Source organism: Moorena sp. SIO3I6 (assembly GCF_010672095.1).
Genome location: NZ_JAAHHU010000148.1, coordinates 1 through 13,167 on the forward strand (window position 1 = coordinate 1; position 13,167 = coordinate 13,167).

General features: G+C 44.7%; 11 protein-coding genes. 6 read left to right on the top strand and 5 right to left on the bottom strand.

Translation table 11 applies throughout. The features are described from left to right. Positions 1-201: DUF2283 domain-containing protein (locus tag F6K49_RS28110; protein ID WP_293101887.1), on the top strand; the 201-nt coding region annotated here is incomplete at its 5' end. 262 nt (positions 202-463) lie between these two features. Here the strand turns inward: F6K49_RS28110 and F6K49_RS28115 are convergent. The 3 genes from F6K49_RS28115 to F6K49_RS28125 all read right to left on the bottom strand — a co-directional run bounded on the left by F6K49_RS28115 (position 464) and on the right by F6K49_RS28125 (position 5,201). Then, positions 464-1,615, bottom strand: a complete 1,152-nt coding sequence (locus tag F6K49_RS28115; protein WP_293101890.1) for a hypothetical protein — start codon at positions 1,613-1,615, stop codon at positions 464-466. A 174-nt stretch (positions 1,616-1,789) separates the two neighbouring features. Beyond that, positions 1,790-4,360 carry an Ig-like domain-containing protein gene (locus F6K49_RS28120; RefSeq protein ID WP_293101893.1) on the bottom strand — a complete coding sequence of 857 codons (2,571 nt, stop codon included), beginning with the start codon at positions 4,358-4,360 and terminating at the stop codon, positions 1,790-1,792. A gap of 646 nt (positions 4,361-5,006) precedes the next feature. Then, positions 5,007-5,201 (bottom strand): hypothetical protein, encoded by a 195-nt coding sequence (locus tag F6K49_RS28125; protein ID WP_293071774.1) that lies wholly within the window; start codon positions 5,199-5,201, stop codon positions 5,007-5,009. A 281-nt stretch (positions 5,202-5,482) separates the two neighbouring features. Here F6K49_RS28125 and F6K49_RS28130 point away from each other — a divergent pair, with 281 nt between their 5' ends. Then, on the top strand, positions 5,483-5,659 hold the full coding sequence (locus F6K49_RS28130; protein ID WP_293071773.1) for a hypothetical protein: 177 nt from the start codon (positions 5,483-5,485) through the stop codon (positions 5,657-5,659). Here F6K49_RS28130 and F6K49_RS28135 read toward each other — a convergent pair. Continuing rightward, on the bottom strand, positions 5,641-5,826 hold the full coding sequence (locus tag F6K49_RS28135) for a hypothetical protein (protein ID WP_293020047.1): 186 nt from the start codon (positions 5,824-5,826) through the stop codon (positions 5,641-5,643). The two genes, F6K49_RS28130 and F6K49_RS28135, sit on opposite strands and share 19 nt — an antisense overlap. A 362-nt stretch (positions 5,827-6,188) precedes the next feature. On the opposite strand from F6K49_RS28135, the gene F6K49_RS28140 reads away from it, so the two are divergent. Further along, positions 6,189-10,025: a HEAT repeat domain-containing protein gene (locus F6K49_RS28140; protein WP_293101897.1), complete on the top strand. Its 3,837-nt coding sequence runs from the start codon at positions 6,189-6,191 to the stop codon at positions 10,023-10,025. Continuing rightward, positions 10,007-10,192, top strand: coding sequence for a hypothetical protein (locus tag F6K49_RS28145; protein WP_293101900.1), 186 nt, complete (start codon positions 10,007-10,009; stop codon positions 10,190-10,192). The genes F6K49_RS28140 and F6K49_RS28145 overlap by 19 nt, the downstream gene beginning before the upstream one ends. Here F6K49_RS28145 and F6K49_RS28150 read toward each other — a convergent pair. Next, complete coding sequence (locus tag F6K49_RS28150) at positions 10,154-12,100, bottom strand: DUF4114 domain-containing protein (protein ID WP_293101904.1); 1,947 nt, start codon at positions 12,098-12,100, stop codon at positions 10,154-10,156. The genes F6K49_RS28145 and F6K49_RS28150 overlap by 39 nt on opposite strands. 621 nt (positions 12,101-12,721) lie before the next feature. Between F6K49_RS28150 and F6K49_RS28155 the strand changes: the two genes are divergently transcribed. Both F6K49_RS28155 and F6K49_RS28160 read left to right on the top strand, forming a co-directional pair. Next, a complete protein-coding gene (locus F6K49_RS28155) occupies positions 12,722-12,853 on the top strand; it encodes a hypothetical protein (RefSeq protein WP_293066683.1) in 132 nt (43 codons plus the stop codon). A 120-nt stretch (positions 12,854-12,973) separates the two neighbouring features. After that, positions 12,974-13,167, top strand: a 194-nt coding sequence (locus F6K49_RS28160) for a hypothetical protein (protein ID WP_293083706.1), incomplete at its 3' end; no start/stop codon positions are given.

Below are 13,167 nucleotides of genomic sequence, written 5' to 3' on the forward strand. Positions count from 1 at the left end.
GAGGATATCCTTCACCTTACCCTGTCTGATGAACCAGAAGCAGGTAGTGTCGAAATTAGTCCTAACATTACCGCCGAACTCAATGAAGCAGGAGAATTAATTGGAATAGAGATTATCCAAGCAAGTTTCTTCATCCGAGACGCGATTCTAGAATCAGCCCAGGGGAAGCTCTTGAATCTTTCGGCTAAGCATTCAGCTTAGGGACTTGCGTGTAAAAAAAATACCAATTAAAGTAGGGTGGGCAAAGTTATCTTATCTAGAAGACTCATTTTAACCAAAATGTTTTTGCCCACCCTACAAGCTAAAATCTGGTCTTTTATTTTTTGGCTACTTGCGTGTAAAAAAAATACCAATTAAAGTAGGGTGGGCAAAGTTATCTTATCTAGAAGACTCATTTTAACCAAAATGTTTTTGCCCACCCTACAAGCTGAATGCTTACCAAACCACACCAAGTATAGGAAACTTACTTACTTGCTATCTCAGATTTTTGGTTTAAATCTTCCACTAACTTTACTAGATCACCATTAGTCTCTGCCCATGACTCCCGCTCATTCCTAATTTTACCGAGGTGGGATTCAACATTGTCTGGTGTAATTAGAACACCAAAATCCTCTGGAACAGTGTGAGCTTGATAACTGAATAGGCGATTCAGGATTAGATCACCTACTTCTTCGCGATAATGAGAGCTATCCCAATAGTTTTTCATCTCTTCGCTAATCGCTTCTGTGGTAATGCTGTTATAGCCAGAGAAATCCCACACTGGTGTAATCTCCACTAATTGACGTTTCCATTCTTCAAACACTGGCCAAAGTCTGGTAACCCGAAGACTTTCCCATTGAGTAGCATGGGATGGTGATATAAATACTTTTAGCTCTATCCCTTTTTCCTTACAGGTATCGACAATGTCTTGAAGATCATTCAAAAAACTAGCGGAAAGTCGATATTCTTTATAATAGCCCTCACTTGTCATTAAGCCCTTGAGCATCTCCTGAAACCCTGCTGGTAAAGGTTTCTTGGGCTTATTGTTATAAATAAAACGCCTACCATTGGCATCATAGAGAAAGTAAGCCTTTGAATTGATACTAGAACTTAGAGTGGCTCTACTAGCATTAAGCGCGTTTAGGGATAGGGTCGAATTAATCAACTCTTGCAGGGGAATAGTTTCTTGATTAATAAGACTTTCCTTAAAATCTGGAGCATTAGTTTTCAAGTCATTGAACATGAAAAAGTCAATACCAATCACAACGGTTTTTAAATCCGGTTGATTAGTTAGAGCATGGTCAAAATAACGTTTAACTTCATACATATTTGGACCAACTAGTGCCAAATTGTATCCGGACTTTCCTGGTTCCAGTCCTGGGTGGTTTGGGTTAAGTCCCAGGTCAGTTCGTGATGAACCTAACAAAACGATTTTGGGTTCATTACGAATAACATCTATAGCCTTGAATAGTCTAACATGGTTAAATTGTTCAGGTTTTAACTGATTTAGACCGGGTAACTCTGGGCTATTTATAACTCCGTAAGGGTCAACAGCAGCGTTCAATAAGCCAAACCCAAATAAACTGGGAAAGGTAACTGCTGCCAAGGTTAGGTTAAATCGACGATAGGAGTTCATATAGATAGGATTGCAATTGCTATAGTGCTATTTGCTTTTTAATTTTAACAGTGAAAATATGGGATGAAACAAAAAAAACCTCAGCTGATCCTGAGGCTTGTAAGCTATATCTGCTTGAGTAATTGTAGGAGTAATTGTAGGGTGCGTTACTAACGCACTCTACTTAGACAACACTTAGACAACAGTTAAGTTAACCTGTGCTACCACATCGTTGTAGTCTTGGTCACCACCACCAAACAGATCCTCGAAACCAAAGGTGTTATCCCCTAGCAGGCGAACGTGGTCAACTCCATCTGGGTTAGCCCCCACGAAAGCAAAGAAGGCATTCAGGTCGGAATCCTCTTGATCTGCATTAGAAGGATTATCAGCTAGGAACTCCGCTACTGTACCATCGGAAATCAGGAATGGAGCCAGTATTACCCCACCGGATACTCCAGCACTTAAGTCTACCCGATTGGATAGTGCAGCTTGTGCATAACCAGCATTACCAACACTAATACCGTTAACTGTGCCACTTTCATCATCAATCCGATACCAGCCAACGGTATTATTGAAAGAAGCTTCACTGTTGACCACAAGACTACCAGTAACTGTACCAGTCACGTCCCTCAAATCCAGCAGTTCCCGTTGCCCTTGAATCTGGGTAGTGCCTACTCCCACTGGCGGAGTCGAACCTGAACCGTCTGAGACAACTACAGTGGCATCATTGTAGTCGAAGTCATTGCCATCTTCAAAGCCCAAGGTTAACGAACCATTGCCATTGTCAGTGACCTGTACATGGTTCTGACCATCGCTATTAAATGAAGCACCACTAAAGAATACGTTGGAGGTAGGATCCTGTCCCCCTAGCACCCCATCTTTAGAGCCACCTTGGATTACGTAGAATACCAGGTTATCGTTGACGTCAAAATTGTCGATGATGCGGGTGGGTTGAGCACTACCTAAACCGTCAGGGAGAACAGAGAAAATTGTCTTAGCCTGAGATAGAGCAGCTTGTACATAACCACTCTGACCAGGGGCAATGCCATTGATTGTACCTTCGGCACTATCAACAGCAAATACTCCAATTTCACTGACCTCACCAGCCTCGCGACCTGTAAGAGTGAATTGGAGTTGGGATGTTCCAGCCGTGTCGCCGGTAATCGTGAAAGTATTATTGGCATTCTGAGTCAGAGCCGAGGATACCGGACCACTCTCTTCAATGGTAATGTTAACAGTGGCTGTGCTAGTACCCCCATTGCCATCCCTTACCTCGTAAGTCAAGCTATCAGTCCCAGTGAAGTCCGCATTTGGCGTATAGATAATAAAGTCATCGGTCAGATTATCCGGAGTGCCATTATCATTGACTGCTGCCGTACCGTTACTTGGATTCGTGACAATGGTAAAGGTTAGCGGATCTCCATCAGGATCAGAGTAATTAGCTAGAACATCAATGGTAACTTCAGTGTTTGGCTCAGTGGTAGCAGTATTGTTACCGCCTGTCACTACTGGAGCTTGATTAGCAGCAGTGACATTAACGTTAACGGTAGCTGTGACTGGATCATTGATGCCATCACTGACCTGGTAGGTGAAGGTATCAGTCCCAATAAAACCATTATTAGGAGTATAGATAATGGTGTTATCTTGATTGACTACTGCTGTGCCATTAAATTGCTGCTGTTCAATGGTTACAGTCAGCCCATCGCCATCAGTATCAGTGTCATTAGCTAGGACATCGATAGTAACTGCAGTGTTTGGTGCAGTGGTCGCAGTATCCTCTACCGGTACTGGAGCTTCATTAGCAATGACATCAACACTAACGGTAGCTGTAACTTCATTGACACCATCACTGAGCTGATAAGTGAAGGTATCAGTGCCAGTGAAGTCCGCATTTGGCGTATAGGTAATGGTGTTATCTGGATTGACTACTGCTGTGCCATTACCGCCCTGAGCGTCAATGACCACAGTCAAGGCATCATCTTCAGCATCAGTGTCATTAGCTAGGACATTGATATTAACTGCATTGTTTACGGCAATAGTAACAGTATCCTCGGTGGGTACTGGAGGTTGATTAACAGCAGTGACATCAACGTTAACGGTAGCTGTAACTTCATTGACACCATCACTGACTTGGTAGGTGAAGGTATCAGGCCCAGTGAAGTCCGCATTTGGCGTATAGGTAATGGTGTTATCTGGATTGACTACTGCTGTGCCATTACCGCCCTGAGCGTCAATGACCACAGTCAAGGCATCATCTTCAGCATCAGTGTCATTAGCTAGGACATCGATAGTAACGTCGGGATTGCCATCATTACTAACAGTGTCATTTACTGCAACAGGAGCTTCATTAATTAGGTTGAACTCAATATAGTCAAGTCGAAGAAATTCATTCTCGTCACTTTGCCCGTTAATGGTGATTTGAGTGCCCTCGGCAATAAATATGCTTTCAGTAACGGTTATATTCTTGAAAGTCTCAGCATCAGGTAAAGTACCAGCACCAGGATTGGGATCATTGAGAGTGAATGAAAACGTCTCATCACCAATAGTGACATCGAATTGGCTATTCCCGTCTGTCTCATCAGCAACGTTTAAGATAACCTCGTAAGTGCCACTGGGCAAATCTAAGATTGTATTTGTAGTCGTAGCACTGCCCTGACTATTCCTATTAGGTAAATGGATTACTATTCCACCTGATGCATCGGTATTATTTTCCTCTGTAAAATTAGTTAGAGTAAAGCGGGGGTCTTCAAATTCAAATCTTGCCATAATATTTCGTCTTAAAAAACTCCTCGGTTGCTAAGGCTGTGGGCACTTAACGTTGACAATGATGGTAAGCATATGCGCTACGCGCAGGCTACGCCAACAGCTATTAGCTAAAGGCCTTTGGCCACGCTACTTGAGGTGCCCTCAGCAGCGGTCAGCTGATAGCTGATAGCCTTTGATATCAAGAGAATAAGTCCATAGGTTTGTTTTTACGGGTGACCCTGGCGTTACATCCAGGTCATAGCAAAATTGCTGTTGAACTTATCATTAATAGCTGATAGCATATAGTGGATAGCACAACGCTGAATGCTTATCTAATGATCTACCAATAAATAAATACCTACTTACCTCCAGATATCCGGATTTATTTTCCAGATTTATGGCAAAATGTCAGATGCCATAAGACAGTTTTAAGGATGCTCTTATCTTAATTAAAAATATTCTTGGATCCGAAAGGTTATTAAGTATTTATTGCCTTCGTCTTGTTTATATTTTTAATTAAACATCTTAATTACAATGAAGCGATCGCTAGAAAAAATTTATCCCGTAATATCCCCTAGAAAAAGGAAAGAGCTTTGCCATACCTGCTCTTCCCTTGCTCTCCAAAAAATACCTTACTCATTGATGTCATGAGTTTTGGTTAATGTCACTAGTATTCGGTTAAGTTTATCAAGTCTTTATAGTAGTAATTTTCTATTTCTGCTAAATAAGGGAGTAGGGAGTAGGGAGTAGGCAATCGGGAATCGGGAATCGGGAATCGGGAATCGGGAATCGGGAACGGAGAAGATTTAGGGTTGTGGAACAGGCATCTTGCCTGTTTCAGCTGAAAATAGCGAAACCCCAACTGGGGATCCCCCCTAACCCCCCAAAACAGCGGGGGGAACACTCACCCTGTTTACCACACTTACCACACTCCCTGCTCCCTGCTCCCTGCTCCCTGCTCCCTACTCCCTACTCCCTCAAAAAAAGTTTGTTACAAAAAATTAAAAATATGCTATGATATAATATTTTTTGTGGTAAACTAAAAATGTGGACAAAATAAAGTCCATGGGAAGAGCCAGCCTAAGAGTTTTCGCAGGCTGCAGGCTGGCTCTTGGTCCCCCTTACAGGAGATAACTTAATTTTATGTCCCATAGACGCCTATACCCATGGGTGATGGTGAGGTTGTTACCACCCATGCCACCAATGGTTTTCGCTCGGTTCGACAACCCTGCTGATGCTAAGGGCTATGTGCAGGCTCTGAAAGCCTTGATGCCTGGTGCCAAGTTTCTAATTTTTCTTGATCACGGAGTAATTCCGTAGCACAGGCAGTTGTGTGGCACAGGCATCTTGCCTGTGACATAGGGAATAGTTGTGTGGCACAGGCATCTTGCCTGTGACATAGGGAATGGGGAATCGGGAATCGGGAATCGGGAGTAGTTGTGTAGAATAGGCTTCGATGCTGTGAGGAAAATATTGATCACAGGCAAGATGCCTGTTCTACCAAGAACCTAATTCCAGCCACGAGGTCAAATAGGTGGGGATCCCCCCTAACCCCCCTTAACAAGGGGGGGACACTTCCCACACCTCCCATAAACTCCATGCTTCCCACACTCGCGATTCCCGATTCCCGACTCCCGACTCCCGACTCCCGACTCCCGATTCCCGATTCCCAATTCCCGACTCCCGATTCCCGACTCCCGATTCCCTGTTCTATATAATAGTCACTAAAATTGGTATAATTAAAACTAACCTTCGGGGAGCATCGTAGTGTCAAAGGCTTGCTGGACTTAGGGTCTAGCGCCAACATTTTCATATATTGACCTTACTAACTCCGTGGGAAACTATCACCATGCCCCATAGAGGCGATGCCAACCGCCCAAAGCTTTTCCCTACCGTTAAGACTATTGTTACCCAGTGCCTATGTTGTTTGTTAGCACTGCTAGTAGCAGTATTTTTGATTGTTAACGGGAGTCACGCTAACCCATGCGTTTACTCTCACGAATCACACCCTGAGCCAAAATCGTGGCAGCTCAAGGGGATTGTGGCAGCACTGGATGACCCCGACCCTGAGGTATGGGTTAAAGCTTTGGACAAATTGTCTAGGTATAAATTAGATCAACTCAAGCACCCCCTTGAGATTCCTAACGAGAGAATTGAGCAGATTGCAGAGTTATTGGCCTATAAGCATGAGAGTAAGGATCAGACCGAGAATGAGAGAAAGTTGGTTCAGTCCAGAGTCCGTGCTAGTGCAGCAGAAGCTCTCGGTGAGATAGGACCAGCGGCCTATAAGTATGCTCCGCAAATTGCTGAACTGTTAACCGACGAAAATAGTGATATCCATGATAGTGCGGTATTGGCTCTGGGGAAGATGGGAGCAACCGCCTCTGAGTACATTCCCAAAATTGCCAAACTTTTAATCAACTCAGATGGTAATGTCAGTTATAGTGCCGCAAAAGCTCTCGGGCAGATGGGAGTAGCTAAAGACTACGCTCCCGAAATCGTTGAACGTTTAACCGGCTCAGATAGTGATAGTGATGTCCTTGCTAGTGCGGTATCGGCTCTGGGTCAGATGGGAGTAGCTAAAGACTACGCTTCTCAAATCCTTCCACTTTTAACCGACGAAGATTCGAGTGTCGGTTATAGTGCGGGATGGGCTCTGGGTCAGATGGGAGCAGCTGCCTCTAAGTACGCTACCCAAGTCGTTGAACTTTTAACCCACTCAGATAGTGATGTCCGTTATCATGCGGTATCGGCTCTGGGTCAGATGGGAGCAGCCGTCTCTGAGTACGCTCCCCAAATTGCGAAACTTTTAACCCACTCAGATAGTCATGTCCGTTCTAGTGCGGCATATGCTCTGGGGAACATGGGAGCAGCCGCCTCTGAGTACGCTCCCCAAATTGCCAAACTTTTAACCGACTCAGATTGGAAGGTCCGTAATAGTGCGGCATCGGCTCTGGGGAACATGGGAGCAGCCGCCTCTGAGTACGCTCCCCAAATCATTCCACTTTTAACCGACTCAGATAACCATATTCCTCATAGGGCGGCATCGGCTCTGGGTGAGATGGGAGCAGCGGCCTATAAGTACACTCCCCAAATCGCCAAACTTTTAACCGACTCAGATGACCGTGTCCGTGCTAGGGCGGTATACGTTCTGGCGCGGATGGGAGTAGCACCATCTGAGATAGCTCCCCAAATCCTAGAACTTTTAACCGAATCAGATTGGAATGTCCATTCTGCGGCATATGCTCTGGGTGAGATGGGAGCAGCACCATCTCAGTACGCTCCCCAAATCGCCAAACTTTTAACCGACTCAGAGAGTTATGTCCGTGATAGTGCAACAAAAGCTCTGGAGCGGATGGGATCATTTGAGGTAAAAAACTTACTTTATGTATTGAATGAAGTTTACCGGTACCAAAGAGAAGCACCAAGCTTACGTTTTCTGGCCTATTTCCTCAGTGGTGGGGAAAAAGACTCACTGCTCTTAATCAAGTGGCTGGGCTCACCTGAGAAATATCCCCATGAAATTCGGGTCATCAATCACCAAGAAGGGTTGGACGTTCTCAACCTATTTGCCGACATCTGGGAAGATACCCAACCTCTGTCTAAACTGCGCAAAGACTTAGAAAGGCAGATTGCCATAGTTGTTAACAAGGTGAACTGGAAGCAAGCAGATATGGATCTGCTCAAGAAACACTACAAAAATCTTAAGTCTATAGACTCCCAACTTGCTGCCGCCGTCAATGCCAAAATTATTGCCTTAGAAGGAAAGCACTGGTTTCTGATTGGGTTTCAGGTTTGGCTAGTCCATGTCAGTGGCTGGTTGTTGCTGATCATCATTTATCCTCGTTCTCTGCAAGTCCAAGGCCTAATCTGGGACTGGAAATTTCGCACCATTGTGGGCTTAGGCTATATCAGCATCGCTCTGACCTGGATTCCGTGGTTGCGCTACCGATTACTCGCTCCCTTCCGTAAGGTGCTGGTGGCCGATGCTAGCTTAGATAGCTTCGATCCCCAGGCTTACTTTCCCGAGTCTCACGTTAAAATTACACGAGCCACCCATACCCAACCGATTCAAACTGCCATTGCCCAACTCCAGTCTCCCGTGGTTCTGGTCGGGGAATCGGGATTGGGCAAATCCATGTTTCTCCGGAATTTAGTCAAAACCTCGGGGCGGCTGGCGGTGTACTTGCCAGCCAGCCAATGTGCCGGTGGTGTGCTGGAAGCGATTCAAGCTAAATTGCCCATCGCTGCTGAGGACCCATTATTCCTACAAAGCCTGATTAACTACAATACCCTAGATATCTGCATTGACGGACTCAATGAAGTCAGCCCAGACACCAGAGCTACCATTAATACCTTTGTGGAGCATCACGTCCAGGGGCATATTATCCTCACCACCCAACCCTTGGAATGGACACCCCCAGCTACGGCCAAAACCTACGTGCTGCAACCCCTCAAGCGCCAGCAAATTGCCGATTTCCTCACCTCTCGCCAAGGGATTTTGCCGGAGGATGCCCCGGTATCGGGTGTGGCCTACGAGCAAGCCTGTGACGACTATCTGGCCAGCCAACTCCAGCAAACCCAATCCAAACAGGAGTTAGCGGCAGTACGTCGGTTTCTGTCCAATCCCATGGATTTGACTTTGGTGGCGCAACTGTTGGCCCAGGGCAAAGACCCGGATTTGCTGAACTTGCAACAGCAGCAGTATGAGATCATGGCAGAGGACTATCAACAGATTCACCTTTGTCCCTTTCCCCTGGCTGAATTTGCTGAAACCGTTTATCAGATGCGCCTCCATGATCAAATTACCATCCCAGAAGAGGGCTGCTTGGATGAGTTGCATTGCATGGAACGGTATAAAATGGTACTGACTCGTCAGCAGAAGGATGGGTTTGGTCGTACCTATCGGGAATGGAAGTTTCGTCACGATAAAATCCAGGAATACTTTATCGTCCAGACCTTCCTGAAAACCGAGAATCGAGAACGTCAGCACGAGCATTTGAGTGACCCCCGATTTCGCGGTGTGTACCTGCTGCTAGCCACCCTGTTGGAGGTTAACCAAGCTCTGGTCTTACGGGAAACCCTGATTCAATCTGCTGCGGAAACTAAAGACCATGCCGTCAGTGACCAATTCATCCAGCGGTTTAATTCTCGTCAAGAGCTAACCCAAACCACCAACAACCATGGCGTGCTTGCCCTTTACCAGAAGCATTACCAAGACCTGATCGAAATTGCTAGACTACAAGCCAGCCGACTTATCACTGTTGAAAACAACGCTATGAGTGAATCAACCTCAGACTCTAATCACTCCAACTATCATTCCAAGTATCAGTTTCAATACGATCGATCTCAGTCTCAAAATAACTTTGTCGATGGGACTCAAAGTGAGGTTAATCAAGAAATTGGTAGTCAAACTAAACACAATTATGCCCCGGAGAAAAACCAAACCCTAAGCGAAGCCGCCGCCGAAATCCAACAATTATTAAAACAATTAGAGCAAAGTAACCCCAATGCCACGGATTTAGAAAAGACAGCGTTTGTGAATATTGCGATTCCAGCAAGTACTAAACAACGGTTGCTTAGTGCCTTAGAAAGTGGTGGTAAAGAAGCCCTTAAAGAATTATTAGATAATCCCTATGTGAATGTGGGCATGGCGATTGTGGAAGGATGGCAGAATCCATCTTAGGGAACAGGGAACAGGGAACAGGGAACAGGGAACAGGGAACAGGAAGTTGTGTGGCACAGGCATCTTGCCTGTTCTACCAACAACCCAATTCCGATTCCCGACTCCCGACTCCCGACTCCCGATTAAATTCAGAAAATAACCTCTACTACCAAGTCATCATAGTCTAAATCACCACCACCAAAGGTATCCTCGAAGCTAAACCGATTGTCCCCTAGTAGGCGAACGTGGTCAAATTGATCAGGGTTAGCAGGTAAGAAACTAAAGTAAGCATTCAGACCGGAACCCTGCTGATTCGTAGGATTCTGAGTCAAGAACTCTTCAACAGTGCCATTAGCAATTAGGAAGGGAGCTAACAATACACCACCAGATAGCCCACTGGCTAAATCGACCTGGTTGGAAACTGCAAGCTCTGCATAACCCGCATCACCGGGGTTGAGATTGCCAATTTTACCACTAGCATCATCAACCTGATAAAAGCCAAAGCTATTCTCAAACACAGCTTGACTACTAACCACAATCTCAGGTGTTACTGTTCCAGTCACATCGGTTAAATCCAGTAGCTCCACTTGCCCTTGAATCTGAGGACTGCCTGTCCCCACAATCGGAGTCAAAGCCGAAGCGTCTTGAACCGTTACCACTAAATCATCAAAGTCTTGATCATCAGCATCTTCAAAGTTTAAAGTCAAGACACCGTCACTATTAGTCTCGCTTTGGATATGGTCTAAACCATCGCTATTGAAGGAAGCATCACCGAAGAATACAGAAGCATTTTGTCCTGCTAGCACTGCCTCTTTCGTGCTATTTTGTACTAGGTAAAATCCTAATTGATCCCCTACATCAAAATTGTTAATCAGACGAGTAGTTTGACCACTATCTTCAGGATTCAACAGCACAGAGAAAATAGTCTGAGCATTAGATAGAGCCGCTTCCACATACCCTTCTTGACCAGGAGCAATACCATTAACTGTACCTTGGTCATCATCGGTGACAAAAACTCCAATTTCATTGACATTAGTAGCGTTTCGACTAATAAAGGAGAATAGGAGTTGAGCGTTGCCAGTGGTGTCACTAGTGATAGTAAAAGTATTGTTAGGGTTCTGAGTCAGAGTCGAAGGAACAAAGGTAGGGATCGAGTTAACAGTAATATCAACAGTCGCTGTATTTTGGTTGCCGTTGCCATCAGATACCTGATCGATCGCTGTATCAAGGCCGCCGTTGCCATCAGATACCTGATCGATCAAGCTATCATTCCCACTGAAATCTGGATCAGGAGTATCAGTAATAACGTCATCATTAGTATTATCCAAGGTACCGTTATTGTTAACCACAGCAGTACCATCTGGTGCATCATTTACAGGAGTAACAGTAATGTTAACGGTAGCGGTGTCAGCAGGGTTAACGCCATCGTTTAACTGATAAGTAAAACTATCCAGTCCATTGTAGTCGGGATTCGGAGTGTAAGTAATAAAATCATCGGTTAGATCATCAGGAGTACCATTGTCATCTACTACTGCACTACCATTACTGGGATCACTAATAACAGTTAGAGTGCTGTCTCCCTCAGTATCAGTGTCATTATCTAAGACGTTAATCTTAACGGTTGTATCTTCAGTGGTTGTGGCGGTATCATCTACTGCTACCGGGAGTTCGTTGGTCAGGTTGAACTCCATATAGTCAAATCGGATGAATTCATCACCATCAGTAGTACCTTTAACCTCGATCAGGTCTCCATTACGGATAAACGTGCTGGAGCTAATCTGCAAAGGGACGAAAGTGGAGGCTTCGGGGATACCGCTAGCAGTAGAGGAAGGATTATTAAGAGTGATTGTGGGAAAGACGGTACTGCCAATCCTGACATCGACGGTGCTTTCTCCATCTATTTCGTCAAAGATGCCAATGATTACTTCATAGCTACCAGTGGGCTGATTAAAGCTTGTGCTAGCAGTACCAGGGGGGAAAGCAGTATTAGTAACAGGATCAAATAGACTGATTAGTGCGCCCCCGGAGGCATCAGGATTAGCAGTAGTTACAAAGTTAGTTATATTAGAAAAATTTTCGGCTTCAATTCTCGTCATAGTCTTGTAGTCTCCAACCTTTATCTGTGTTTAAAGCTATGGTAATTTTAGTTGGTAATTTTGGGCAGCAAGTAATACGCTAGCAAGTTGATATCCACTCAATCCCCATGATCCCGATACCCTTTACAGAGTCATGGGCAAGAATAGACTACTATGCTAAACCTTCACAAAAGCACCGATTATTACAGCTAATGAAAAATATGATCAATCTGCCGCTGTATTAGTTACAGGGTTTTGATTTTTCGTTTTTCAAAACCTATCTAAATGACGTAGATGCTCCACCAAAATTCTTTTGCTGACATAGTCTCAGAACTATACTATAGTCTTCCCCCAAGAGCTTGAGTTTTTGCGGTCAAACAATCCTTTATTCATTGATGACATAAATTGGGTACTATGTCACCATGGAATGTAGTAATTTTATCAAAACTTTATCCTATTGTTACGGATATGAAAATTGGTCAATATTTTCTCTGACTAGAGAATAATTAATGCGATCGCGCTGCAGGTAGAGAATAGGAAACAGGGAATAGGGAACTTCTGATCAGGGAAAGAGAGGGAGGTGTGGGAGGTGTGGGAAGTGTGGGAGGTGTGGGAAGTGTGGGGATAGGGAGGTGTGGGGAGATGGGGAGATGGGGAGATGGGGAGATGGGGAGATGGGGAGATGGGGAGATGGGGAGATGGGGAGATGGGGATTCAGATCAGCAACTGGCTCTCCAAAACCGCGCTACCTCGCTGCATTCTTTCGTCCCTTGAATTTGTAAACACCATTATACCAATTCCTATAATTCTACGGGTATAAACAATACCGAAAATCGACTTTATATATACTTTAATATAACTATTCTGATTTTTTTTATAGCTTTTATCATAGTCATGAGGTACAGAGTTTTTTACCTATTCCCTATTCCCTATTACCTATTCCCAGAGCCGCTGTTCCCTGTTCCCTATTCCCTATTCCCTATTCCCTATTCCCTATTCCCTATTCCCTATTCCCTATTCCCTATTCCCTATTCCCTATTCCCTATTCCCTATTCCCTATTCCCTATTCCCTATTCCCTATTCCCTAT

Excerpts from the sequence above, each read along its gene's own strand:
- F6K49_RS28155 (WP_293066683.1), top strand. The coding sequence starts at position 12,722 with ATGGGGAGATGGGGAGATGGGGAGATGGGGAGATGGGGAGATGGGGAG.
- F6K49_RS28130 (WP_293071773.1), top strand. The coding sequence starts at position 5,483 with ATGTCCCATAGACGCCTATACCCATGGGTGATGGTGAGGTTGTTACCA.
- F6K49_RS28115 (WP_293101890.1), bottom strand. The coding sequence starts at position 1,615 with ATGAACTCCTATCGTCGATTTAACCTAACCTTGGCAGCAGTTACCTTT.
- F6K49_RS28140 (WP_293101897.1), top strand. The coding sequence starts at position 6,189 with ATGCCCCATAGAGGCGATGCCAACCGCCCAAAGCTTTTCCCTACCGTT.
- F6K49_RS28145 (WP_293101900.1), top strand. The coding sequence starts at position 10,007 with ATGGCAGAATCCATCTTAGGGAACAGGGAACAGGGAACAGGGAACAGG.
- F6K49_RS28150 (WP_293101904.1), bottom strand. The coding sequence starts at position 12,100 with ATGACGAGAATTGAAGCCGAAAATTTTTCTAATATAACTAACTTTGTA.
- F6K49_RS28120 (WP_293101893.1), bottom strand. The coding sequence starts at position 4,360 with ATGGCAAGATTTGAATTTGAAGACCCCCGCTTTACTCTAACTAATTTT.